The sequence below is a fragment of the Enterobacter sp. WCHEn045836 genome (genome assembly GCF_003965585.1).
Lineage (GTDB): Bacteria > Pseudomonadota > Gammaproteobacteria > Enterobacterales > Enterobacteriaceae > Enterobacter > Enterobacter dissolvens.
Window position 1 is genome coordinate 151,032 of the sequence record NZ_RXPT01000013.1, and the last position, 22,416, is coordinate 173,447.

General features: G+C 56.4%; 27 protein-coding genes. 21 read left to right on the plus strand and 6 right to left on the minus strand.

Annotated elements, in window-relative coordinates:
- Nucleotides 1-3: 3 nt before the first annotated feature.
- The 3 genes from EKN38_RS18020 to EKN38_RS18030 are packed head-to-tail and all read right to left on the minus strand — an operon-like array spanning nt 4 to nt 2,141.
- Nucleotides 4-873 carry a phosphoribulokinase gene (locus tag EKN38_RS18020; RefSeq protein ID WP_013099054.1) on the minus strand — a complete coding sequence of 290 codons (870 nt, stop codon included), beginning with the start codon at nt 871-873 and terminating at the stop codon, nt 4-6.
- Between the two features lie 30 nt (nt 874-903).
- Complete coding sequence (locus tag EKN38_RS18025) at nt 904-1,122, minus strand: YheU family protein (RefSeq protein ID WP_014833533.1); 219 nt, start codon at nt 1,120-1,122, stop codon at nt 904-906.
- On the minus strand, nt 1,119-2,141 hold the full coding sequence (locus EKN38_RS18030; protein WP_014833532.1) for a hydrolase: 1,023 nt from the start codon (nt 2,139-2,141) through the stop codon (nt 1,119-1,121). Before EKN38_RS18030 ends, EKN38_RS18025 begins: the two co-directional genes overlap by 4 nt.
- Nucleotides 2,142-2,369: 228 nt before the next feature.
- Between EKN38_RS18030 and mdcA the strand changes: the two genes are divergently transcribed.
- The 8 genes from mdcA to mdcH all read left to right on the plus strand — a co-directional run bounded on the left by mdcA (nt 2,370) and on the right by mdcH (nt 9,416).
- Nucleotides 2,370-4,025 carry a malonate decarboxylase subunit alpha gene (mdcA, locus tag EKN38_RS18035; protein ID WP_013099050.1) on the plus strand — a complete coding sequence of 552 codons (1,656 nt, stop codon included), beginning with the start codon at nt 2,370-2,372 and terminating at the stop codon, nt 4,023-4,025.
- Nucleotides 4,025-4,882, plus strand: a complete 858-nt coding sequence (locus EKN38_RS18040; RefSeq protein ID WP_013099049.1) for a triphosphoribosyl-dephospho-CoA synthase — start codon at nt 4,025-4,027, stop codon at nt 4,880-4,882. Before mdcA ends, EKN38_RS18040 begins: the two co-directional genes overlap by 1 nt.
- Nucleotides 4,883-4,891: 9 nt before the next feature.
- On the plus strand, nt 4,892-5,191 hold the full coding sequence (mdcC, locus tag EKN38_RS18045; protein WP_014833531.1) for a malonate decarboxylase acyl carrier protein: 300 nt from the start codon (nt 4,892-4,894) through the stop codon (nt 5,189-5,191).
- Entirely contained in the window at nt 5,184-6,017 is an 834-nt protein-coding gene (locus EKN38_RS18050; RefSeq protein WP_014833530.1) for a biotin-independent malonate decarboxylase subunit beta, read from the plus strand. Before mdcC ends, EKN38_RS18050 begins: the two co-directional genes overlap by 8 nt.
- Complete coding sequence (gene mdcE / locus EKN38_RS18055) at nt 6,017-6,817, plus strand: biotin-independent malonate decarboxylase subunit gamma (protein ID WP_014833529.1); 801 nt, start codon at nt 6,017-6,019, stop codon at nt 6,815-6,817. The genes EKN38_RS18050 and mdcE overlap by 1 nt, the downstream gene beginning before the upstream one ends.
- Nucleotides 6,818-6,940: 123 nt before the next feature.
- Complete coding sequence (locus tag EKN38_RS18060) at nt 6,941-7,900, plus strand: AEC family transporter (protein ID WP_014833528.1); 960 nt, start codon at nt 6,941-6,943, stop codon at nt 7,898-7,900.
- 2 nt (nt 7,901-7,902) lie between these two features.
- Complete coding sequence (locus EKN38_RS18065) at nt 7,903-8,520, plus strand: malonate decarboxylase holo-ACP synthase (protein WP_014833527.1); 618 nt, start codon at nt 7,903-7,905, stop codon at nt 8,518-8,520.
- Complete coding sequence (gene mdcH / locus EKN38_RS18070; protein ID WP_014833526.1) at nt 8,520-9,416, plus strand: malonate decarboxylase subunit epsilon; 897 nt, start codon at nt 8,520-8,522, stop codon at nt 9,414-9,416. The genes EKN38_RS18065 and mdcH overlap by 1 nt, the downstream gene beginning before the upstream one ends.
- A 39-nt stretch (nt 9,417-9,455) precedes the next feature.
- Here mdcH and EKN38_RS18075 read toward each other — a convergent pair whose 3' ends face one another.
- Together EKN38_RS18075 and EKN38_RS18080 are read right to left on the minus strand one after the other, a co-directional pair.
- On the minus strand, nt 9,456-10,388 hold the full coding sequence (locus tag EKN38_RS18075; RefSeq protein ID WP_014833525.1) for a LysR substrate-binding domain-containing protein: 933 nt from the start codon (nt 10,386-10,388) through the stop codon (nt 9,456-9,458).
- Between the two features lie 14 nt (nt 10,389-10,402).
- A complete protein-coding gene (locus tag EKN38_RS18080; protein WP_014833524.1) occupies nt 10,403-12,307 on the minus strand; it encodes an ABC transporter ATP-binding protein in 1,905 nt (634 codons plus the stop codon).
- Between the two features lie 138 nt (nt 12,308-12,445).
- Between EKN38_RS18080 and kefG the strand changes: the two genes are divergently transcribed.
- The 4 genes from kefG (at nt 12,446) to slyD (ending at nt 15,701) form a co-directional block, all read left to right on the plus strand.
- Nucleotides 12,446-12,997 carry a glutathione-regulated potassium-efflux system ancillary protein KefG gene (gene kefG / locus EKN38_RS18085; RefSeq protein WP_014833523.1) on the plus strand — a complete coding sequence of 184 codons (552 nt, stop codon included), beginning with the start codon at nt 12,446-12,448 and terminating at the stop codon, nt 12,995-12,997.
- A complete protein-coding gene (gene kefB, locus EKN38_RS18090; RefSeq protein WP_014833522.1) occupies nt 12,997-14,802 on the plus strand; it encodes a glutathione-regulated potassium-efflux system protein KefB in 1,806 nt (601 codons plus the stop codon). The genes kefG and kefB overlap by 1 nt, the downstream gene beginning before the upstream one ends.
- Nucleotides 14,803-14,815: 13 nt before the next feature.
- Nucleotides 14,816-15,016 (plus strand): YheV family putative zinc ribbon protein, encoded by a 201-nt coding sequence (locus EKN38_RS18095; RefSeq protein ID WP_010436300.1) that lies wholly within the window; start codon nt 14,816-14,818, stop codon nt 15,014-15,016.
- A gap of 94 nt (nt 15,017-15,110) precedes the next feature.
- On the plus strand, nt 15,111-15,701 hold the full coding sequence (slyD, locus tag EKN38_RS18100) for a peptidylprolyl isomerase (RefSeq protein WP_014833521.1): 591 nt from the start codon (nt 15,111-15,113) through the stop codon (nt 15,699-15,701).
- Between the two features lie 51 nt (nt 15,702-15,752).
- On the opposite strand, the gene EKN38_RS18105 is transcribed toward slyD, so the two are convergent.
- Nucleotides 15,753-15,971, minus strand: a complete 219-nt coding sequence (locus EKN38_RS18105) for a protein SlyX (RefSeq protein WP_003861693.1) — start codon at nt 15,969-15,971, stop codon at nt 15,753-15,755.
- Nucleotides 15,972-16,209: 238 nt separating this feature from the next.
- On the opposite strand from EKN38_RS18105, the gene fkpA reads away from it, so the two are divergent.
- The 9 genes from fkpA to EKN38_RS18150 all read left to right on the plus strand — a co-directional run.
- The gene (fkpA, locus tag EKN38_RS18110; RefSeq protein ID WP_013099036.1) at nt 16,210-17,031 is read left to right on the plus strand and encodes an FKBP-type peptidyl-prolyl cis-trans isomerase; all 822 of its coding nucleotides are present in this window, start codon (nt 16,210-16,212) and stop codon (nt 17,029-17,031) included.
- Between the two features lie 165 nt (nt 17,032-17,196).
- Nucleotides 17,197-17,919 carry a transcriptional regulator gene (locus EKN38_RS18115; RefSeq protein ID WP_003861697.1) on the plus strand — a complete coding sequence of 241 codons (723 nt, stop codon included), beginning with the start codon at nt 17,197-17,199 and terminating at the stop codon, nt 17,917-17,919.
- Nucleotides 17,919-18,305 (plus strand): sulfurtransferase complex subunit TusD, encoded by a 387-nt coding sequence (tusD, locus tag EKN38_RS18120; RefSeq protein WP_014833520.1) that lies wholly within the window; start codon nt 17,919-17,921, stop codon nt 18,303-18,305. Before EKN38_RS18115 ends, tusD begins: the two co-directional genes overlap by 1 nt.
- Nucleotides 18,305-18,664, plus strand: a complete 360-nt coding sequence (gene tusC / locus EKN38_RS18125; protein ID WP_014833519.1) for a sulfurtransferase complex subunit TusC — start codon at nt 18,305-18,307, stop codon at nt 18,662-18,664. Before tusD ends, tusC begins: the two co-directional genes overlap by 1 nt.
- A 7-nt stretch (nt 18,665-18,671) precedes the next feature.
- The gene (tusB, locus tag EKN38_RS18130; protein WP_013099033.1) at nt 18,672-18,959 is read left to right on the plus strand and encodes a sulfurtransferase complex subunit TusB; all 288 of its coding nucleotides are present in this window, start codon (nt 18,672-18,674) and stop codon (nt 18,957-18,959) included.
- A 124-nt stretch (nt 18,960-19,083) separates the two neighbouring features.
- Nucleotides 19,084-19,458 (plus strand): 30S ribosomal protein S12, encoded by a 375-nt coding sequence (rpsL, locus tag EKN38_RS18135; RefSeq protein ID WP_126522502.1) that lies wholly within the window; start codon nt 19,084-19,086, stop codon nt 19,456-19,458.
- A gap of 96 nt (nt 19,459-19,554) precedes the next feature.
- A complete protein-coding gene (gene rpsG / locus EKN38_RS18140) occupies nt 19,555-20,025 on the plus strand; it encodes a 30S ribosomal protein S7 (protein ID WP_003861706.1) in 471 nt (156 codons plus the stop codon).
- Between the two features lie 96 nt (nt 20,026-20,121).
- The gene (gene fusA, locus EKN38_RS18145) at nt 20,122-22,236 is read left to right on the plus strand and encodes an elongation factor G (RefSeq protein WP_013099032.1); all 2,115 of its coding nucleotides are present in this window, start codon (nt 20,122-20,124) and stop codon (nt 22,234-22,236) included.
- Nucleotides 22,237-22,305: 69 nt separating this feature from the next.
- A partial coding sequence (locus EKN38_RS18150) for a GTP-binding protein (RefSeq protein ID WP_001336758.1) occupies nt 22,306-22,416 on the plus strand: 111 nt, incomplete at its 3' end.

The window sequence follows — 22,416 nt, forward strand, 5'->3', positions numbered from 1 at the left end:
TGATTATGCGATCTGTTTCCCTTCCATCAACCGCTGCACCAGCGGCGTCATGATCAACTCCATCGCCAGCCCCATTTTTCCGCCGGGCACCACTAACGTATTCATGTGAGAAATAAACGAACCCTGCAGCATCGCCAGCAGCCAGGGGTAATCGATGCCGTCAAGATTACGGAAATGGATCACCACAAAGCTCTCATCCAGCGACGGGATACTTTTGGCCGCGAACGGGTTGGAGGTGTCCACCGTCGGCACACGCTGGAAGTTGATGTGGGTGCGGGAAAACTGTGGCGTCAGATAATTGATGTAATCTTCCATTGAGCGCACAACCGAATCCATCACCGCCTCACGCGAATGGCCGCGCTCGCTGATATCACGCGTCAGCTTCTGGATCCACTCCAGGTTAACGATTGGCACCACGCCGACCAGCAGATCCACATGTCGCGCCACGTCGTGATGCGGCGTCACCACGCCGCCGTGCAATCCTTCGTAAAACAGCACGTCGGTAGGTTCCGGCAGCGGCTGCCAGGGAGTAAAGGTGCCCGGGACCTGGTTCCAGGGAACGGCTTCGTCGTAGGTGTGCAGATATTTGCGGGACTGGCCTTTGCCGCTTAGGCCGTACTCCTGAAACGTTTGCTCCAGCAGGCCGAAGTCATTGGCCTCCGGGCCGAAGTAGCTGATGTGTTTGCCCAAATCGCGCGCTTTGCGGATGGCCATGTCCATCTCCGGGCGCGTATAGCGGTGAAAGCTGTCGCCTTCGACCTCCGCCGCACGGAGATTCAACTGGGCGAAAATCTTGCGAAACGCGAGGCTGGTGGTGGTGGTTCCCGCACCACTCGACCCCGTAACGGCAATAACCGGATGTCTGGCAGACATAGCAACTCCCTGACTGGAAAGGTTGAAAGATCAGCCGTGAAACGCGTTGCGGGGCATGATATTGACCGTCTCATGCAGTTCAGACCACACCAGCACCACGTCGCCGCTTTTAAGCTGGCGTTTAACATCGTTGACCTTTTGCTCAAGCGAGCGTTCATGTTCACCATAATCGGTGCCTTCACGCAAGACAAAGCTTTCAATCAGATTATCGAGCGTGTCGGGCGCCAGATCCTGCCAGGGGATAATCATGTTGCACCGTCCAGGTAAGGGGTTAACCAGTCAGGAATGCGCGTCTCCAGCCACATTTTCGGGCGACGCAGCGTTCCGCCGACAAACCCCACGTGGCCGCCGTGCTCGGTCAGCTGATAGTGAACGTTGTCGGGCAGAAATTCCTGTGCAGGGATGGAGTGATGATCCATAAACGGGTCATCTTTCGCGTGAATGATCAGCGTTGGCTGAGTGATCTTGCTGAGCAGCGGCATGGCGCTGCACTGACGATAGTAGTCAATGGCATCGGCGAACCCATGAATTTTGGCGGTGATCAGGTCGTCGAACTCACGAATGCGGCGGACCTTTTTCAACTGACGCAGGCTCACCGGAAGGGTATCCGGATAGGCCTTCAGCTTACGCGCCGCATTGGCTTTCAGCAGGTTGAGCAGGTAGCGCTGATAGACCCGGGAAAAGCCTTTCTCCATGTGGTAGCTGCACTGCTCCAGCATAAAGGGGGCAGAGACAATCACCGCAGCATTCAGCGGCACCGCGTCACCCTCTTTAGCCAGCAGACAGGCCAGCATATTTCCGCCGAGCGAATAGCCCACCGCCGCCGTCGGCACGGTACCGAAATTCTCCCGCAGCCAGTGCAAAAACCAGGTGCCATCTTCAGTTTCGCCGGAGTGATAGATGCGTTTCTGGCGATTCGGCTCGCCGCTGCATCCCCGAAAGTGCATCACCACGCCCAGCCAGCCGCGCGCTTTTGCTGCCTGAATTAACCCATGTGCATACGGGCTGTGCAGACTGCCTTCCAGACCGTGAAACACCACCAGACGGGGTTTGTGGCGCGCCTGTTCGGGAGCTTCGCTCCAGGCGAGATCCAGAAAGTCACCGTCCGGCAAATCCAGCCGCTGCCAGTGCGGGGTGAACTGCACCTTGCGGCGGATCAGGCGCGGCAGCATGGTCTGCAGGTGGCAGTTGGCCACGCCGCGCATGGGCACGAACTCTGTGCTGTCTTCGGCGGTGAGGTCGAAGTCTGATGGAATGATTTGGGTCATAAGGGTGATGCTGATTCTTGTCGGAAATTTACGATACTTTCCGAATTGTACCCCGTTTAGCCTGGTTTGCCGAACCATGAACTGATCCCGATCACAAATATTTACCTTGATTATTACTCTCAGGCTAATGATTCCACTCTACGCTTAATTGATGCCTTTCTCGCCTGGGTGCAGACTTTACTCAGCGTTAAGCAAATCAAAATGATGTGCTGAATCAGGAGGTTAATAATGTTATCTGGGCAAATACCCACCCGGCAATGGAACACCCGACGCAGCGAAAAAGCGCGTCGTCTGGCCTCCGTACCGGTGCAGGGCAAGGTTCTGCCAACCGGCGACCTTGTCGCCATGCTGGAAAAGCTGATCGCACCAGGCGATAAGGTCGTTCTGGAAGGCAACAACCAGAAGCAGGCGGATTTTCTTTCCCGCTCGCTGGCCGAAGTGAACCCGCAAATTGTGCATGACCTGCACATGATCATGCCAAGCGTTGGCCGCAGTGAACATCTGGATATCTTTGAGAAGGGCATTGCCCGTAAGCTGGACTTCTCCTTCTCCGGCACGCAGAGCCTGCGCATCTCCCAACTGCTGGAGGATGGTCAACTCGAAATCGGCGCCATTCATACCTATATCGAACTGTATTCACGTCTCTACGTCGACCTTTCACCAAACGTGGCGCTGATCGCCGGGTTTAAAGCAGACCGCAAAGGCAATCTCTACACTGGGGCAAGTACCGAAGATACCCCGGCGCTGGTGGAGGCCGCCGCGTTCCACGATGGCATCGTCATCGCACAGGTTAACGAGCTGGTGGACGACGAATGCGACCTGCCGCGCGTCGATATCCCTGGCTCCTGGATTGACTACGTGGTGGTGGCCGACAAGCCATTCTTTATTGAACCGCTGTTTACCCGCGACCCGCGCCTGATCAAACAGGAACATATCCTGATGGCGATGATGGCGATCAAAGGCATCTACGCTGAACATCAGGTGCAGTCCCTGAACCACGGGATCGGGTTTAACACCGCGGCAATTGAACTGCTGCTGCCCACCTACGGTGAACAGCTCGGCCTGAAGGGCAAAATCTGTAAACACTGGACGCTGAACCCACATCCGACACTGATCCCGGCGATTGAAAGCGGCTGGGTGGAGAGTGTGCACTGCTTCGGCGGCGAACTGGGGATGGAAGAGTACATCCGCGCCCGTCCGGACGTGTTCTTCACCGGTGCTGACGGCTCCATGCGCTCCAACCGCGCCTTCTGCCAGCTGGCGGGCCAGTACGCCGTGGATATGTTTATCGGCTCCACCCTGCAGGTGGATGGTTACGCCAACTCCTCAACGGTGACCCGCGGTCGTCTCTCCGGCTTCGGCGGCGCGCCAAACATGGGCCATGATCCACACGGCCGTCGCCACGCCACCCCGGCCTGGCTGAACATGATCACCGAACCCGACCCGATGCAGCGTGGTAAAAAACTGGTTGTGCAGATGGTGGAAACCTTCCAGGCGGGCGTGAAGCCTACCTTCGTGGAAAAACTGGACGCCGTTGACGTGGCGAAAGCCTCCGGCATGCCGCTGGCACCGGTGATGATTTACGGTGATGACGTCACCCACGTGCTGACGGAAGAGGGGATTGCCTACCTCTACCGGGCAAAAGATCTGGAAGAGCGTCGCGCCATGGTCGCGGCCGTGGCCGGTATCACCGATATCGGTCTGGGCGTGGATGCCAGACGCGTGGCGGAACTGCGCCAGAGCGGCAAAGTCGTGTACCCGGAAGACATGGGGATTCGTCGTACCGATGCCACCCGCTCTCTGCTGGCGGCGGGCAGCGTGGCTGACCTCGTTGAGTGGTCCGGCGGTCTCTACAACCCACCTGCGAAATTCCGGAGCTGGTAATGACACTTCTGCCCCAGATTCAGGTTGAAGGCGGTGCCGAATGGCTGGCGCGAACCGCCACGCAGTGTCTGATTGACGAAGCACGCTTAAGCCCGAAACCCGGTCTGGTGGACAGTCGGGGAAACGGCGCGCACCACGATTTATCGCTTGCGCTGATGGAGCGCTCTGCGCACAGCCTGACCTCCACGTTTCAGGCGCTGGCGCAGCAGAGCTGGCAGCGTCCGGCGGATATTGCCCTCAGGCAAACCGTTGGCCGCCTTGGCCGCGAAGGTGAACGGCAGATGATGATCGCCACCGACGGCGTGAATACGCACCGTGGCGCAATCTGGGCGCTGGGGCTGCTGGTGAGCGCGGTGGCGATGCTGGGCGGCGACGCCCGCGCGCAAACCGTCGCTAACACCGCTGCACAGCTGGCGAAACTCCCGGACGACGCTGCACCGAAGGTGTTCAGCAAGGGGTTACGCGCCACGCACCGCTACCGCGTGCCGGGCGCGCGGGAAGAGGCTCAGCAGGCGTTTCCGCACATCATGCAGCGCGCGCTGCCGCAGCTTCGCCTGAGCCGTCTCAACGGCAGCAGCGAAACGAACGCCAGACTCGACGCGCTGATGGCAATCATGACCTCACTCACCGATACCTGCGTGCTGTCGCGCGCCGGAATGGAGGGGCTGGACGCTATGCAGAACGGCGCCCGGGCGGTACTGAACGCCGGAGGATGCGCAACGCTCGCGGGGCAGCAGGCGCTGGCGCGGTTAGATCGCCAGATGCTGACGCTCAATGCCTCACCGGGCGGTGCCGCCGACCTGCTCGCCGCCACGCTGTTTCTTGACCGTGTCGAAACGCCCTATTCAAAGCATTAAGAGGATGTTATGGAAAAAATCACATTGACTATGCCAGCCAGCCGCACGTTAAGCGGCCGGGCGCTGGCAGGGGTAGTTGGATCCGGGGATATGGAGGTGCTGTTCACCGCCGAACCGGGCCAGACCTTAACCATTGATATCACCACCTCCGTCGACAACAGTCGTGGGCGCTGGGAGGCGTTATTCAACCGCCTGGAGACCGTCAGCAGTCTGCCCGCAGGCAAACTGACCATCCACGACTTTGGCGCGACGCCGGGCGTGGCACGCATTCGTATCGAACAGGTTTTTGAAGGGGTGAGCCATGCGTGATGACAGCAGCTTTATCGAATTAAAAGCGCGCCAGCGTGCGCAGGCGCTGCTCGACGAGGGCAGCTACCGCGAACTGCTGGATCCGTTTGCAGGCATTATCTCTCCGTGGTTGGGGCCACAGGGCATTGTGCCGCAGGCCGATGATGGCATGGTGGTCGCGAAAGGGACTATCAACGGTCAGCCTGCGGTCGTCGTGGCGATTGAAGGCGCGTTCCAGGGGGGCAGCATGGGCGAGGTCTCCGGCGCGAAAATGGCAGCAGCGCTGGAGCTGGCGGCGGAAGATAACCGCAACGGCATTCCGACTCAGGCGGTGCTGTGCCTCGAAACCGGCGGCGTACGCCTGCAGGAAGCCAACCTCGGCCTGGCGGCGATTGCCGATATCCACGCGGCGATTGTTGACCTGCGTCGCTACACGCCCGTTATCGGGATTGTGGCCGGGACCGTGGGCTGCTTCGGCGGGATGTCCATCGCGGCGGCGCTTTGCAGCTACCTGATTGTGACCCGCGAAGCGCGTCTGGGGCTAAACGGTCCACAGGTAATTGAGCAGGAAGCGGGCATTGAAGAGTACGACTCCCGCGACCGTCCGTTTATCTGGAGCATGACCGGCGGTGAGGTGCGCTATAAGAGCGGGCTGGTGGACGCGCTGGTCGGCGACGGCGTGAATGCGGTGAAAGCCGCGATGAACGAGGCCATCGCCAAAGGCGTACCGGCAAAACATCGTACCGATAACTACGACGATTACCTGAACCGCCTGATGAATTTCGACACCCGCAAGCAGGCCGATGCCGAACAGATTAACGCGCTTTTTGCCCGGGAGGTGAAATGATGAGTAACGCAATGAGCCGTGGCGAACGCTGGCTGGAAACCCTCGCCCCGAACGCCAAACGTATTGAGGGGCTGTGCCCGTCCGTGCAGGCGGCAGACGGCGAGCTTAATGGTGAAGCGGTGCGCTTTGTGGCCGTGGTGCCGGATGCCAACAACCACTTCCCGCGCGCCGCGAAAGGTGAAGTCGGTCTGCTGGAAGGCTGGACCCTGGCGAAAGTGGTCAGCGAAACCGTCGCGGCGGATGTCGATAAGGCCGTTAAGCGCCCGATTGTGGCGGTGATTGACGTCCCAAGCCAGGCCTATGGCCGTCGTGAGGAGGCGTTTGGTATTCATCAGGCGCTGGCGGGAGCCGCTGCCGCGTATGCGAACGCGCGTCTGGCCGGTCACCCGGTGATTGGGCTTATCGTCGGCAAGGCGATGTCCGGCGCATTCCTGGCGCACGGCTACCAGGCCAACCGCCTGATTGCCTTTAACGACAAAGGCGTGCTCATCCACGCCATGGGCAAAGAGTCTGCGGCGCGCATTACGCTGCGTACCGTGGAGGCCTTGGAAAAACTGGCGGCAACCATTCCGCCAATGGCCTATGACATCAGCAACTACGCCACGCTGGGGCTGCTCTCCAGTCTGCTGGACATCAGCAACCCGGATGCCCCATCCGATAACGACCTGACGCTGGTGAAAACCACCCTGCAACAGGCCATCAGTGACGCTCGTCAGGACACCACGCTGAAAAACCGTCTGGGTGCTGACAATCGCCGCAGCTCGGCGCTCGTACGCGAACGTATGCGCGCCAGCTGGTAAGTAAAAAGAGACCTGCCAGATGCACAACCTCGCGGGCGTATCCGTTACGCCCGTGCGGGAAGCTGCATCCTGAAAATAATAATCATCGCGCCAGTGCTACTTCTTTTTAATCACAGGTGATTTATGACTTACGTAATTGTTCATGCTCTCGCACCGATTTTCGTCATCATGCTGCTGGGATTCTGGGCCGGTAAGGCAAAGATGGTCGATAACAAAAACGTTTCCCTGCTCAATATCTTCGTGATGGATTTTGCCCTGCCTGCCGCGCTGTTCAGCGCGACCGTGCAAACCCCGTGGACCGGTATCGTGGCGCAGTCGCCGCTAATCCTGGTACTGACTCTGGCGATGTGGATCACCTACGCAGCCATCTATTTCCTTGCCACGAAGGTCTTTAAAAAATCCCCTCAGGATGCGGCCGTGCTGACACTCACCGTCGCGCTGCCAAACTATGCGGCGCTTGGTCTGCCGATCCTGGGCAGCGTGCTGGGAGAAGGCTCATCCACCTCGCTGTCTGTGGCGGTCTCTATTGCCTGCGGTTCCGTGCTGATGACGCCGTTCTGTCTGCTTATTCTGGAGCGAGAAAAAGCGCGTTCCGAAGGCAATACCTCCGGCTCAACCCTCTCTATGCTGCCGGTGCTGATGTGGCGATCCATTAAAAAACCGATCGTGATGGGTCCGCTGCTCGGTGTGATTTTATCCGCTATCGGCATCAAAATGCCGGATCTGGTCCTCGCTGCGATTAAACCGCTGGGACTGTCCGCCACCGCCGCCGCGCTGTTCCTGACCGGGGTGATCCTCTCTGCCCGTAAGCTGCAGATCAACACCATGGTGATCACCTCGACCATCGCCAAACTGCTTATCCAGCCAGCCATTGCCTGGGGTATCGTTTTAATCTTCGGTCTGCACGGCTCCGTGGCGATCACCGCTATCCTGATGATTGCGCTGTCCGCGGGTTTCTTCGGGGTAGTGTTTGGTAACCGCTTTGGCGTGCAGTCACCGGATGCAGAAGCGGTACTGCTGTTAAGCTCAGTCCTGTGTATCCTGTCGCTGCCGCTGTTTATCTCATTGACGTCAGGAATGTAATCATGACCACAACATTACGCCCCCACGACCTCATCTGGCTTACCTCGCGCGACGCGCTGGAAGGGATCACTGAAACCTGGGTGGATGCCGCCTGGCATACCGGCCTGCCGGTGGTGGTGCGGCGTGATGTTGATAACGATGGCCGAATCCCGGTTGGCGTTCGCGGACTGCGCCGCGACCAGCGGGCGGCCGGATGGGTGAAGAAGGAAAACGTACGCCGCGTGGTGTCACCTGAAGAGCTGTGCGTCACCGCCGGTCTGCTGCGTTCGCCGTTTGTCACTCAGCCACCGGTTCAGGTGGCGTTACAGCTTGCGCAGCAGTCGTGGCCGTGGACGTGGGGCATTACCGGCAGCACCGGCTATGCGCTGGCGACCGGTATTCCGGTGATCCATGCCGACAGCGATCTTGATCTGCTGATCCGCGCCCCGCAGCCGATATCACCCGACGCGTTTACCGCCTGGCAGTCGCAGTTAAGTGGTGCGCTGTGCCGGGCTGATACCCAGGTGGATACGCCAGAGGGTGGATTCGCGCTGGCGGAGTGGCTGCGCGATGGCAAAACGCTGCTGAAAACCCGCCGTGGGCCACGCCTGGTGGCAGACCCATGGCGCAGGGAGGAGTGATGAAAATACTGTTTACCTTTCCGGGGCAGGGTGCGCAGCATGAAGGTATGCTGCAAAACCTGCCGGGAACGGAACTGGCTCAGGCGCGTGAGGTGCTGGGTGCCGAAGTTGATACGCTGGACAGTGCCGCCTCGTTAATCCATACCCGTGCGGTTCAGCTTTCCCTGCTCATTGCTGGCGTCGCATGGGCGCACGAGCTGGAGCGACGTGGCGTGTCGCCTGACATTGTGAGCGGTTTATCGATTGGTGCCTATCCCGCGGCGGTCGTGGCTGGCGCGCTGGAATTTACGGACGCCCTTAAGCTGGTGGCGCTGCGTGGCGATCTGATGGAACAGGCCTGGCCCCACGGCTATGGCCTGACGGCCATCATGGGCTTAACCCTGCCGCAGGTGGAGCAGCTTATCGAAGGCACCGGAACGTATATTGCTAACCTGAATGCCGAAACGCAGATCGTCATTGCCGGATCCGATGAAGGGATGGCGCAGGTGGCAAAACGCGCCCTGGAAAAGGGGGCGAGCAAAGCGCAAAGGCTGGCAGTCAGCGTGCCATCCCATTGTGAACTGCTGGCGGAGCCGGCACGAAAGCTGGTCTCGGCGTTTGAAGCGGTCACCCTTTCCCGACCGCGCTGTGCGTATCTGAGCGGCAGCACCGGGCGCGTGCTCTGGCAACCGGAGAGAATCGCGGACGATCTTGCCATGAACATGGCGCGCACCGTGCGCTGGCAGGAGGCGATGATTTCCGCGAACGAACGCGAAGCCCGGCTGGCGATCGAAATGCCGCCCGGCGGCGTACTGACCTGTCTGACGCGACAGGCGGCGTGGGAAGGGGAGACCCTTTCACTGGAACGCAGCGGGGTGGATGTGGCGGTGCATCTGGCAGGAAGGCTTCGTGCGTGAGTTTTTAGCCCGGTAAGCGTAGCGCCACCGGGCAATACATCAGACTCCGTCCTGCAGGCTGCGGGCATACATTCGCCCTTCGGCGGCCAGCGCCCGCAGACTCGGGTCCTGTTCGCGGTTGCGGGCAAAGACAATCGCGATTAACTGCTGCATCTGGTACGGCTGCGCCAGCTTTAACAGCTGCACCGAGTTCTCATACACCTTCTTCATCCTGCCCGGCATCAGCGTAAAGCCGACGCCCGCCTGAACCAGGCTGAGCATTGAGAAAATGTCATTCACGCGGGTGACAATTTCCGGTTCAAATCCGGCGATATGAAATGCTTCCTGGAACCCCGCATAGGTGGCAAACCCTTCTGCCAGCGAGACAAATTTCTGATCTTTATAATCGCGTAAATCTGCCAGCCCGCTGGTATTCAGCGTGGCAGAGGCAGGTGCGGCCAGGAATATGTCATCATGAAACAGGGGCAGGACTTCAAGGCTGTTGCGGTCGATGTCGCTTTCGGAAATCGAGATGAGGATCGCATCCAGCGAACCCTCGTCCAGCATATGCAGCAACGTATCGTTGGAGCCCATGGTCAGGTCCATCTCCAGATCCGGGCGACGCAGCTTCATGCCCATGATCAGGCGCGGCACGGTTTCCAGCGTCAGCGAGTAGAGCGTGCCGACGCGCAACCGCCCCTGACCAATACCGGCGATTTTACGGGACTCTTCCAGCCCGCGCTCCATCACCTGCATAACTTCCTGACAATACTCCAGCAGCGTCCAGGCGGACGGAAGGGCAATCAGGTTACGTCCCTTATGGGTAAAGAGCGGACAGCGGACGTTCTCTTCCAGAGTATGCAGCGCACGATGCACGCTGACACCGCTCAGACCCAGCGTTTCGGCGGTACGCGCGATATTGCCCTTCTCCATAAACGTCATGAAGATGCTGAGCTTACGGAATGTAATTTCGCTCGTGATATCGAACCCCATAACCCTCCCGGCGGTCAGTCAGCCTGCAGCATCGCTTCCAGCTGTTCCTGGGCATCCAGCCATGCCATTTCGCACTCTTCGAGGCTGGATTTGGTCTTCGCCTGGGTTTGCAGGCAGTCGGTCAGCTCCGCTTTACGGCTCTGGTCGTACAGACCGCTGTCGCCCAGTTTTTCTTCAACGTCTGCAAGCGTGGCGTTGAGTTTCTCCATCTCTTTTTCGAGACGGGCAATCTCTTTACGCAGTGGCTGAGTCTGCGTACGCAGTTCAGCTTCACGGCGCTTCTGATCTTTACGCGCCTGGGCGCTGTTGGCGTTCTCTTTCGCCGACTCTTCCGGCTGGTTTTCCTGCTTCTGCACGTCCGTCAGCCACTGCTGATAGTCTTCCAGGTCACCGTCAAACGGCTCGACTTTACCGTCGTGTACCAGATAGAGATCGTCCGTGGTGGAGCGGATCAGGTGGCGGTCGTGCGAGACCACAACCAGCGCGCCCTCAAACTCAATCAGCGCTTCGGTCAGCGCCTGACGCATGTCGAGATCGAGGTGGTTGGTCGGTTCATCGAGCAGCAGCAGGTTAGGGCGCTGCCAGACAATCAGCGCCAGCACCAGACGGGCTTTTTCGCCGCCAGAGAAACGCTCGGTGTTTTCGGTGACCTTATCGCCCTGGAAGCCAAAGCCGCCGAGGTAGTCGCGTAGCTTTTGCTCCATCTCCTGCGGTGCCAGACGCGCCAGGTGCTGGATAGGGGATTCATCCGCGCGTAAAAATTCCAGCTGATGCTGGGCGAAGTAGCCAAGCTTGATACCTTTTGCCAGGCCGATCTCGCCGCTTACCGGGTTAAGCTCGCCCGCCAGCAGTTTGATGAGTGTTGATTTACCGGCGCCATTACGTCCCAGCAGACCAATGCGCGAACCCGGCACCAGGTTGAGTTTGATGGAGTCGAGGATGATGCGATCGCCGTATCCGGCGCTCACTTTTTCCATCTTCAGCAGCGGGTTTGGCAGGCTTTCCGGCGCGCGGAAGCTGAAGTGGAACGGGTTATCCACATGCGCCGGGGCAATCATCTCCATGCGTTCCAGCATCTTGATGCGGCTCTGGGCCTGCTTGGCCTTCGAGGCTTTGGCCTTGAAGCGGTCAACAAAACTCTGCAGATGCGCCACGCGCTGCTGCTGGCTTTCGTACATCGCCTGTTGTTGAGCGAGGCGCGTTGCGCGCTGGCGTTCGAAAGAGCTGTAGTTACCGGTGTACTCGAACATATTTTGCTGTTCGATATGAATGATTTTATCCACCACCGGATCGAGGAAGTCGCGGTCGTGGGAGATCAGAATCAGAGTGCCCTGATAGCTCTTGAGCCACTTCTCCAGCCAAATGACCGCATCGAGATCGAGGTGGTTCGTCGGTTCATCGAGCAACAGCAAATCGGAGCGGCAGATCAGCGCCTGCGCCAGGTTAAGACGCATACGCCAGCCACCGGAGAAGTCGCTGACGGGACGTTCAAGCTGTTCGTTGCTGAACCCCAGGCCGTGGAGCAGGCTGGAGGCGCGGGAGCGAATGGTCCACGCGTCGATGGCGTCCAGCTTGCCGTGGACGGTGGCGATGGCGTGGCCATCGTTGCGCTCGTTGGCGGCGTTCAGTTCCGCTTCCAGCTTACGGTATTCACGATCGCCATCAATAACATAGTCGAGCGCCGGCTCACTCAGGGCGGGCGTCTCCTGGTTTACCCAGGCGAGCTGCCAGTTTCCCGGATACGTAAAGTTACCGCCATCCGCGCTAATCTCGTTTTTCAGCAGCGCCAGCAGGGTGGATTTACCGCAGCCGTTTTTGCCGACCAGACCCACTTTTTGACCTGGATTAATGGTGGCGGTGGCGTTATCCAGCAGGACGCGCACGCCGCGACGAATTTGTAACGAGGAGAAAACAATCATAGAAGCGCCGTATGTTCCGACTATGTTAATTTGTCATTATGATAATGTAAGGTGTGGGCCATTTTCCGCACCGGGCCGCCATGGTAGCCCAAAACAACGACGATACACAAAAACAGAAACAGAACCGGGAGGGGAGTGATGTCTCAGACAGCAAAAGTGCTGCTGCTGTATGCCCATCCGGAATCTCAGGACTCGGTGGCAAACCGCGTCCTGCTTAAGCCGGCTACTCAGCTCAGTAACGTGACGGTGCACGATCTCTACGCGCACTACCCTGATTTCTTTATCGATATTCCGTACGAGCAGGAATTGCTGCGTCAGCATGACGTGATTGTGTTCCAGCATCCGCTCTATACCTATAGCTGTCCGGCCCTGCTGAAAGAGTGGCTGGATCGGGTGCTGAGTCGGGGATTTTCCAGCGGGGTGGGGGGCAACCAACTGGCGGGAAAGTACTGGCGTAGCGTGATTACCACCGGTGAGCCGGAGAGCGCTTACCGCTACGATGGCCTTAACCGTTATCCGATGAGCGATATCCTGCGGCCCTTCGAGCTGACGGCGGCGATGTGCCGTATGCACTGGATGAGCCCAATTATTATCTACTGGGCGCGGCGTCAGGATCCGAAGGAGCTGGCGAGCCACGCCAGAGCGTATGGTGAATGGCTGGCATCACCGATTCCGGCAGGAGGACGTTAATGGAAGGATCGAATTTACTCCTCGCCGGGGTGCTGTTTTTGTTTGCCGCGGTGGTGGCGGTACCGTTGGCCGCACGGATCGGTATTGGCGCGGTGCTCGGGTATCTGCTGGCGGGGATTGCAATTGGCCCCTGGGGGCTGGGATTCATCAGCGATGTCGATGAAATTCTCCATTTCTCCGAGCTGGGCGTGGTGTTCCTGATGTTCATCATTGGCCTGGAGCTAAACCCGTCAAAGCTCTGGCAGCTCCGGCGCTCAATCTTTGGCGTTGGCGCGGCGCAGGTGGTGTTCAGCGCAGCCATTCTGGCCGGGCTGCTGATGCTCACTGACTTTTCGTGGCAGGCGGCGACCATCGGCGGTATTGGCCTTGCCATGTCCTCAACGGCGATGGCATTGCAGCTGATGCGTGACAAGGGCATGAACCGCAGTGAGTCGGGGCAACTGGGCTTTTCGGTGCTGCTGTTTCAGGATTTAGCGGTGATCCCGGCGTTGGCGCTGGTGCCGCTGTTGGCCGGGCCCGGTGACGATCATTTCGACTGGGCAAAAGTCTCCATGAAGGTGCTGGCCTTTGCGGGCATGCTGATTGGGGGGCGTTTCCTGCTGCGCCCGGTGTTCCGCTTTATCGCCGCGTCAGGCGTGCGTGAGGTGTTTACCGCCGCAACGCTGCTGCTGGTACTGGGCTCTGCGCTGTTTATGGACGCGCTGGGGCTGTCGATGGCGCTCGGTACGTTCATCGCCGGGGTGCTGCTCGCCGAGAGCGAATACCGCCACGAACTGGAAATTGCGATCGAACCCTTTAAAGGGCTGCTGTTAGGGCTGTTCTTTATTTCGGTCGGCATGGCGCTCAATCTCGGTGTGCTCTATACCCATCTGCTGTGGGTTATTGTGAGCGTGGCTGTGCTGGTGGCGGTGAAAACCCTGGTGCTGTACGTCATGGCGCGTATATCCGGGCTGCGCAGTTCGGAACGCATGCAGTTTGCCAGCGTGCTTAGCCAGGGGGGAGAGTTCGCGTTTGTGCTGTTCTCTACGGCGTCGTCCCAGAAACTGTTCAAAGACGATCAGATGGCGCTTCTGCTGGTGACGGTCACGCTGTCGATGATGACCACGCCGCTGCTGATGAAGCTGGTGGATAAACTGCTGTCGCGCCGCTTAAACCCGGCTGACGATGAAGATGAAGCCCCGTGGGTGGAAGACGATAAGCCGCAGGTGATTGTGGTGGGGTTTGGCCGCTTCGGGCAGGTGATTGGTCGTCTGCTGATGGCGAACAAAATGCGCATCACGGTGCTGGAGCGGGATATCAGCGCGGTCAACCTGATGCGCAAATACGGTTATAAGGTTTATTACGGTGATGCGACGCAGCTCGAACTGCTGCGATCCGCAGGCGCGGAGGCGGCGGAGTCGATCGTCATTACCTGTAACGATCCGGAAGACACGATGAAGCTGGTAGAACTTTGTCAGCAGCATTTCCCGCATCTGCATATCCTGGCGCGTGCGCGGGGACGTGTGGAAGCGCACGAACTGTTGCAGGCGGGGGTGAAACACTTCTCGCGTGAGACGTTTTCCAGTGCGCTTGAGTTAGGGCGAAAAGCGCTGATTTCGCTGGGCATGCACCCGCATCAGGCGCAGCGTGCCCAGATGCACTTCCGCCGGCTGGATATGCGTATGCTGCGCGAGCTGATGCCCGTGCACACGGATATGGCGCAGATCTCCCGCGTGCGGGAAGCGCGTCGTGAGCTGGAGGAGATTTTCCAGCGCGAGATGCAGCAGGAACGACGCCAGCTGGACGGCTGGGACGAATTTGAATAAAGGGTAACCAAATATGGCTGTACGTAAACGCTTTATCGCGGGCGCAAAATGCCCGACCTGCCAGGCACAAGATACCCTGGCGATGTGGCGTGAGAATAATATTGATGTTGTTGAGTGCGTTAAGTGCGGTCACCAGATGCGTGAGGCCGACAAAGAAGCACGCGATCACGTGCGCAAAGAAGAGCAAGTGATCGGCATTTTTCATCCGGACTAGCGATATGCCCTGAGTTTTTTTAAGCTAAAGGGTACACGGGTGCAGATTTCCGCTACAATCTGCGCCAGCAATTTTCCCACGCTCAGGAGATATCATGAAAGTAGCAAAAGACCTGGTGGTCAGCCTGGCCTATCAGGTACGTACAGAAGACGGTGTGTTGGTTGATGAGTCTCCGGTGAGTGCGCCGCTGGACTACCTGCATGGTCACGGTTCCCTGATTTCCGGCCTGGAAAACGCGCTGGAAGGTCATGAAGTTGGCGATAAATTTGACGTTGCTGTAGGCGCGAACGACGCTTACGGTCAGTATGACGACAACCTGGTTCAGCGCGTTCCTAAAGACGTGTTCATGGGCGTTGACGAGCTGCAGGTTGGCATGCGCTTCCTGGCTGAAACTGACCAGGGCCCGGTTCCGGTTGAAATTACTGAAGTTGAAGACGACCACGTTGTGGTTGATGGCAACCACATGCTGGCTGGCCAGAACCTGAAGTTCAACGTAGAAGTTGTCGCTATCCGTGAAGCAACGGAAGAAGAGCTGGCTCATGGCCACGTTCACGGTGCGCACGGTCACGACCATGACCACGATCACGGCCACGACGGCTGCTGCGGTGGTCACGGCCACGACCACGACCATGGTCACGACCACGGTAAAGGTGGTTGCGGTAACGGCGGCTGCGGTTGCCACTGATTCCGTATGACGGAAAATAAAAAAGCGGGATAATCCCGCTTTTTTTACGCCTCAATAATGAGGCGGTGGCGTCTCTTCAGACTGTGAGGCGATGTTTGACGGCTGCGTTGCCTTCAGCTTTTCCGTCAGCAGGCGCATATGATCCCGCAGTTTCGCCATTTCGAGTTCATGCGCGGTCACGGTCTGGTTAAGCTCTTCGATGGTGATGTCCTGAAAAGCCAGGCGGCTTTCCAGTTCAGCCAGTCTCGCTTCAATCGTTGTGTCCTTCATCATTCACCTCGTCTGTTTCTGATTCGCCATAGTGGGCCAGCGGCGGCGAAGTTTAACTGAGTTTGTCCCTTCGTGCAGTATCCATCCCTTTGGCAAGAAACTTATTTAAACAAAAATAGTCTGAAAAGTGGCGAGAATCGGGAGAGTCTGTCTGTAGATTTCTTCCACAACGTTTTATAGTACGTAGCTCATTTACGTTTAATGCTGGGGTGAGAGTCCCCAGGCCCTGGAGATATGGATGAAATCACTGTTTAAAGTAACGCTGCTGGCGACGACGATGGCTGTTGCGCTGAACGCGCCGCTGTCCTTCGCTGCTGATACTGCTGCGAAGCCTGCTGCAACTGCAGACAGCAAAGCGGCGTTCAAAAATGACGACCAGAAATCTGCCTACGCACTGGGCGCATCTCTGGGTCGTTACATGGAAAACTCTCTGAAAGAACAAGAGAAACTGGGTATCAAACTGGACAAAGCTCAGCTGATCGCGGGTGTTCAGGATGCATTTGCTGATAAGAGCAAACTGTCTGACCAGGAAATTGAACAGACTCTGCAGGCGTTTGAAGCGCGTGTGAAAGGTGCCGCTCAGACGAAGATGGAAGCGGACGCTAAAGACAACGAAGCGAAAGGCAAAGCCTACCGCGATACCTTTGCTAAAGAGAAGGGCGTAAAAACCTCTTCTACCGGTCTGGTATACAAAGTTGAGAAAGAAGGTACCGGTGACGCACCGAAAGACAGCGATACTGTCGTGGTGAACTACAAAGGTACGCTGATTGACGGTAAAGAGTTCGATAACTCTTACACCCGTGGTGAGCCGCTCTCCTTCCGTCTGGATGGTGTGATCCCAGGCTGGACCGAAGGCCTGAAAAACATCAAGAAAGGCGGTAAGATCAAGCTGGTTATTCCACCGGATCTGGCCTATGGCAAAACCGGCGTTCCGGGTATCCCTGCCAACTCTACGCTGGTGTTTGACGTAGAGCTGCTGGACATCAAACCGGCACCGAAAGCCGATGCGAAACCAGAAGCGCAGGCAGATCAGAAAGCTGCCGCAGACGCGAAGAAGTAATCGTATGAAAACCGCCGCCTTTAAGGCGGCGGTTTTTTTATTGTGGGGCAGATATAATTAACACTGGAAAGCGTTAGGCACGCTGTATTAATTTAGTTGTCCGTGTAGATAATGAGCCTGCCCTGAAAACCTAACGACAGGCTCCTGAAAAGGAGTGTTTTTTTCATGTCCAGGTCGCTTTTAACCAACGAAACCAGTGAACTTGATTTGCTGGATCAACGTCCTTTCGACCAGACCGACTTCGATATTCTGAAATCCTACGAAGCGGTGGTGGACGGGTTAGCGATGCTCATTGGGTCCCACTGCGAAATCGTATTGCACTCCCTGCAAGATCTGAAGTGTTCCGCCATCCGCATTGCTAATGGTGAGCATACTGGCCGTAAAATTGGTTCGCCAATCACCGACCTTGCATTGCGCATGTTGCATGACATGACCGGCGCGGACAGCAGCGTCTCCAAATGTTATTTCACTCGCGCCAAAAGCGGCGTGCTGATGAAATCAGAAACCATTGCTATTCGAAACCGCGAGCACCGTGTGATTGGACTGCTGTGCATCAACATGAACCTTGATGTGCCATTCTCGCAAATCATGAGCACCTTTATTCCGCCAGAAACGCCAGACGTGGGCTCTTCTGTTAACTTTGCCTCCTCTGTTGAAGATCTCGTGACGCAGACTCTCGAGTTCACGATTGAAGAAGTGAATGCCGATCGCAACGTATCGAACAACGCCAAGAACCGTCAGATCGTGCTGAATCTCTATGAAAAAGGCATTTTTGATATCAAAGACGCGATTAACCAGGTGGCCGATCGTCTGAACATCTCCAAACATACGGTTTATCTCTACATTCGCCAGTTCAAAAGCGGTGATTTCCTGGGACAAGATAAGTAATGCGTTTTGCGTTAATGGTGACAGGCCCGGCGTATGGTACTCAGCAGGCCAGCAGCGCGCTGCAGTTTGCCCAGGCGCTGCTACAAGCCGGACATGAACTGGTGAGCGTCTTCTTCTATCGGGAAGGGGTCTATAACGCGAACCAGTTTACGTCACCGGCAAGCGATGAATTTGATCTGGTGCGCGCCTGGCAGGCGTTAAATGAGGCGCAGGGTGTTGAACTGCATATCTGTGTGGCAGCGGCCCTGCGTCGCGGTGTGACGGATGCAGCCGAAGCTGAACGCCTGGGTTTGCCGGGCGCTAACCTGCAGCCTGGTTTTTCGTTGAGTGGTCTTGGCGCGCTGGCCCAGGCGGCGTTAACCTGCGACAGAGTGGTGCAATTCTGATGAAGCGTGTGGCATTTGTTTTTACTTCTGCGCCGCACGGAAGCGCCTCAGGCCGCGAAGGTCTGGATGCGCTGCTTGCAACATCGGCATTAACAGAAGATATCGGCGTCTTCTTTTTAGGGGACGGTGTGTTTCAACTGCTGGCGGGGCAACAGCCGCAAGCCATTCTGGCGCGCGACTATATCGCAACCTTCAAAGTGCTTCCGCTTTACGATATTGAAAACTGCTATGTCTGTGCCGACTCTTTAACTGCGCGCGGTTTGAGCGATAAGACCCCTTTCGTGCTGGACGTGACGATCTTACCTTCTGCTGCGCTGCGCGAACAACTCTCCCACTACGACACTGTTCTGACTTTCTGAGGCCACCATGCTCCATACCCTGAGCCGCTCACCGTGGCAATGTGATATCGACACGTTACTGAGCATGCTGCGCGAAGGTGATGACCTGCTGCTGATTCAGGATGGCGTACTTGCTGCGCTGGAAGGCAGCCGTTTCGTTGAAATCCTCACGAATGCCCCCATAACTGTCTCTGCGCTAAAGGACGATCTGGATGCGCGGGGTCTTTCTGGTCAAATTTCAGCCAAAATTGACGTGGTTGGCTATACTGATTTCGTCAATCTTACTGTGACGCACGCCAGTCAAATGAACTGGTGATTTGAGATCGCTGTATATTTCTTGACACCTTTTCGACGTAGCCCTAAAATTTCGCGTCCTCATATTGTATGAGGTCGTTTTATTACGTGTTTACGAAGCAAAAGCTAAAACCAGGAGCTATTTAATGGCAACAGTTAACCAGCTGGTACGCAAACCACGTGCACGCAAAGTTGCAAAGAGCAACGTGCCTGCGCTGGAAGCATGCCCGCAGAAACGTGGTGTATGTACTCGTGTGTATACCACCACTCCTAAAAAACCAAACTCCGCACTGCGTAAAGTATGCCGTGTGCGTTTGACTAACGGTTTCGAAGTGACTTCCTACATCGGTGGTGAAGGTCACAACCTGCATGAGCACTCCGTGATCCTGATCCGTGGCGGTCGTGTTAAAGACCTTCCGGGTGTTCGTTACCACACCGTTCGTGGTGCGCTGGACTGCTCAGGTGTTAAAGACCGTAAGCAGGCTCGCTCCAAGTACGGCGTGAAGCGTCCTAAGGCTTAATGGTTCTCCGTTAAGTAAGGCCAAACTGATTTATCTTAATGTCAAACTAAACTCGTAGAGTTTTGGACAATCCTGAATTAACAACGGAGTATTCCCATGCCACGTCGTCGCGTCATTGGTCAGCGTAAAATTCTTCCAGATCCGAAATTCGGATCAGAACTGCTGGCAAAATTTGTAAATATCCTGATGGTAGATGGTAAAAAATCTACTGCAGAAGCAATCGTATACAGCGCGCTGGAGACCCTGGCTCAGCGTTCTGGTAAAAATGAACTGGAAGCTTTCGAAGTCGCTCTCGACAACGTTCGCCCAACTGTAGAAGTTAAGTCCCGCCGCGTTGGTGGTTCTACTTATCAGGTTCCAGTTGAAGTTCGTCCGGTTCGTCGTAATGCCCTGGCAATGCGTTGGATCGTTGAAGCTGCTCGTAAACGCGGTGATAAATCCATGGCTCTGCGTCTGGCGAACGAACTTTCTGATGCTGCAGAAAACAAAGGTACTGCAGTTAAGAAACGTGAAGACGTTCACCGTATGGCAGAAGCCAACAAGGCGTTCGCACACTACCGTTGGTAATCCCTTCGGAGTATTAGTCACCAGGCGGGCGCTTCAGAGAAGCCGCCCGCTCTGGGTTACTTAACTGAACGCCTAAAGAAACAAACGAGGAATCAAATGGCTCGTACAACACCCATCGCACGCTACCGTAACATCGGTATCAGTGCGCACATCGACGCCGGTAAGACCACTACTACCGAACGTATTCTGTTCTACACCGGTGTAAACCACAAAATCGGTGAAGTTCATGACGGCGCAGCCACCATGGACTGGATGGAACAGGAGCAGGAGCGTGGTATTACTATCACCTCCGCAGCGACTACTGCATTCTGGTCAGGTATGGCTAAGCAGTACGAACCGCATCGCGTAAACATCATCGACACCCCAGGGCACGTTGACTTCACCATCGAAGTAGAACGTTCCATGCGTGTTCTTGACGGCGCGGTAATGGTTTATTGCGCAGTTGGTGGTGTTCAGCCACAGTCTGAAACCGTATGGCGTCAGGCGAACAAATATAAAGTTCCACGCATCGCGTTCGTTAACAAAATGGACCGTATGGGTGCTAACTTCCTGAAAGTTGTTGGTCAGATCAAAACCCGTCTGGGCGCGAACCCTGTTCCGCTGCAGCTGGCAATTGGTGCTGAAGAAGGCTTCACCGGCGTTATCGACCTGGTGAAAATGAAAGCCATCAACTGGAACGATGCAGACCAGGGCGTTACCTTCGAATACGAAGATATCCCGGCTGAGATGCAGGACCTGGCTGACGAATGGCACCAGAACCTGATCGAATCCGCTGCTGAAGCTTCTGAAGAGCTGATGGAGAAATACCTGGGTGGTGAAGAACTGACTGAAGAAGAGATCAAAAAAGCTCTGCGTCAGCGTGTTCTGAACAACGAAATCATCCTGGTAACCTGTGGTTCTGCGTTCAAGAACAAAGGTGTTCAGGCGATGCTGGATGCGGTAGTTGACTACCTGCCATCCCCGGTTGACGTTCCTGCGATCAACGGCATCCTGGACGACGGTAAAGATACTCCGGCTGAGCGTCACGCAAGCGACGACGAGCCGTTCTCTGCACTGGCGTTCAAAATTGCTACCGACCCATTCGTGGGTAACCTGACCTTCTTCCGCGTATACTCTGGTGTGGTTAACTCCGGTGACACCATCCTGAACTCCGTGAAAGCGGCGCGTGAACGTTTTGGCCGTATCGTACAGATGCACGCTAACAAACGTGAAGAGATCAAAGAAGTTCGTGCGGGCGACATCGCTGCAGCTATCGGTCTGAAAGACGTGACCACTGGTGACACCCTGTGTGACCCGGATCACCCGATCATTCTGGAGCGTATGGAATTCCCTGAGCCGGTAATCTCCATCGCGGTTGAACCAAAAACCAAAGCTGACCAGGAAAAAATGGGTCTGGCTCTGGGTCGTCTGGCGAAAGAAGACCCATCATTCCGCGTATGGACTGATGAAGAATCTAACCAGACCATCATCGCAGGTATGGGTGAACTGCACCTGGACATCATCGTTGACCGTATGAAACGCGAATTCAACGTTGAAGCGAACGTGGGTAAACCTCAGGTTGCTTACCGCGAAGCGATTCGCGCGAAAGTTACCGATATTGAAGGTAAACACGCTAAGCAGTCTGGTGGTCGCGGTCAGTACGGTCACGTTGTGATCGACATGTACCCACTGGAGCCGGGCTCTAACCCGAAAGGTTACGAGTTCATCAACGACATCAAAGGTGGTGTAATTCCTGGCGAATACATCCCTGCCGTTGATAAAGGCATCCAGGAACAGCTGAAAGCGGGCCCTCTGGCTGGCTATCCGGTTGTTGACATGGGTATCCGTCTGCACTTCGGTTCTTACCACGACGTTGACTCCTCTGAACTGGCGTTTAAACTGGCTGCGTCTATTGCCTTTAAAGAAGGCTTTAAGAAAGCAAAACCAGTTCTGCTTGAGCCAATCATGAAGGTTGAAGTAGAAACTCCTGAAGAGAACACCGGTGACGTTATCGGTGACTTGAGCCGTCGTCGCGGTATGCTGCGCGGTCAGGAATCCGAAGTAACTGGCGTTAAGATCCATGCTGAAGTTCCGCTGTCTGAAATGTTCGGATATGCAACTCAGCTGCGTTCTCTGACCAAAGGTCGTGCATCATACACCATGGAATTCCTGAAGTATGATGATGCGCCTAACAACGTTGCTCAGGCCGTTATTGAAGCCCGTGGTAAGTAATCCACAGGATTAAAACCTAAGTCCCGTGCTCTCTCCTGAGGGGAGAGCACTATAGTAAGGAATATAGCCGTGTCTAAAGAAAAATTTGAACGTACAAAACCGCACGTCAACGTTGGTACTATCGGCCACGTTGACCATGGTAAAACTACCCTGACTGCTGCAATCACTACCGTTCTGGCT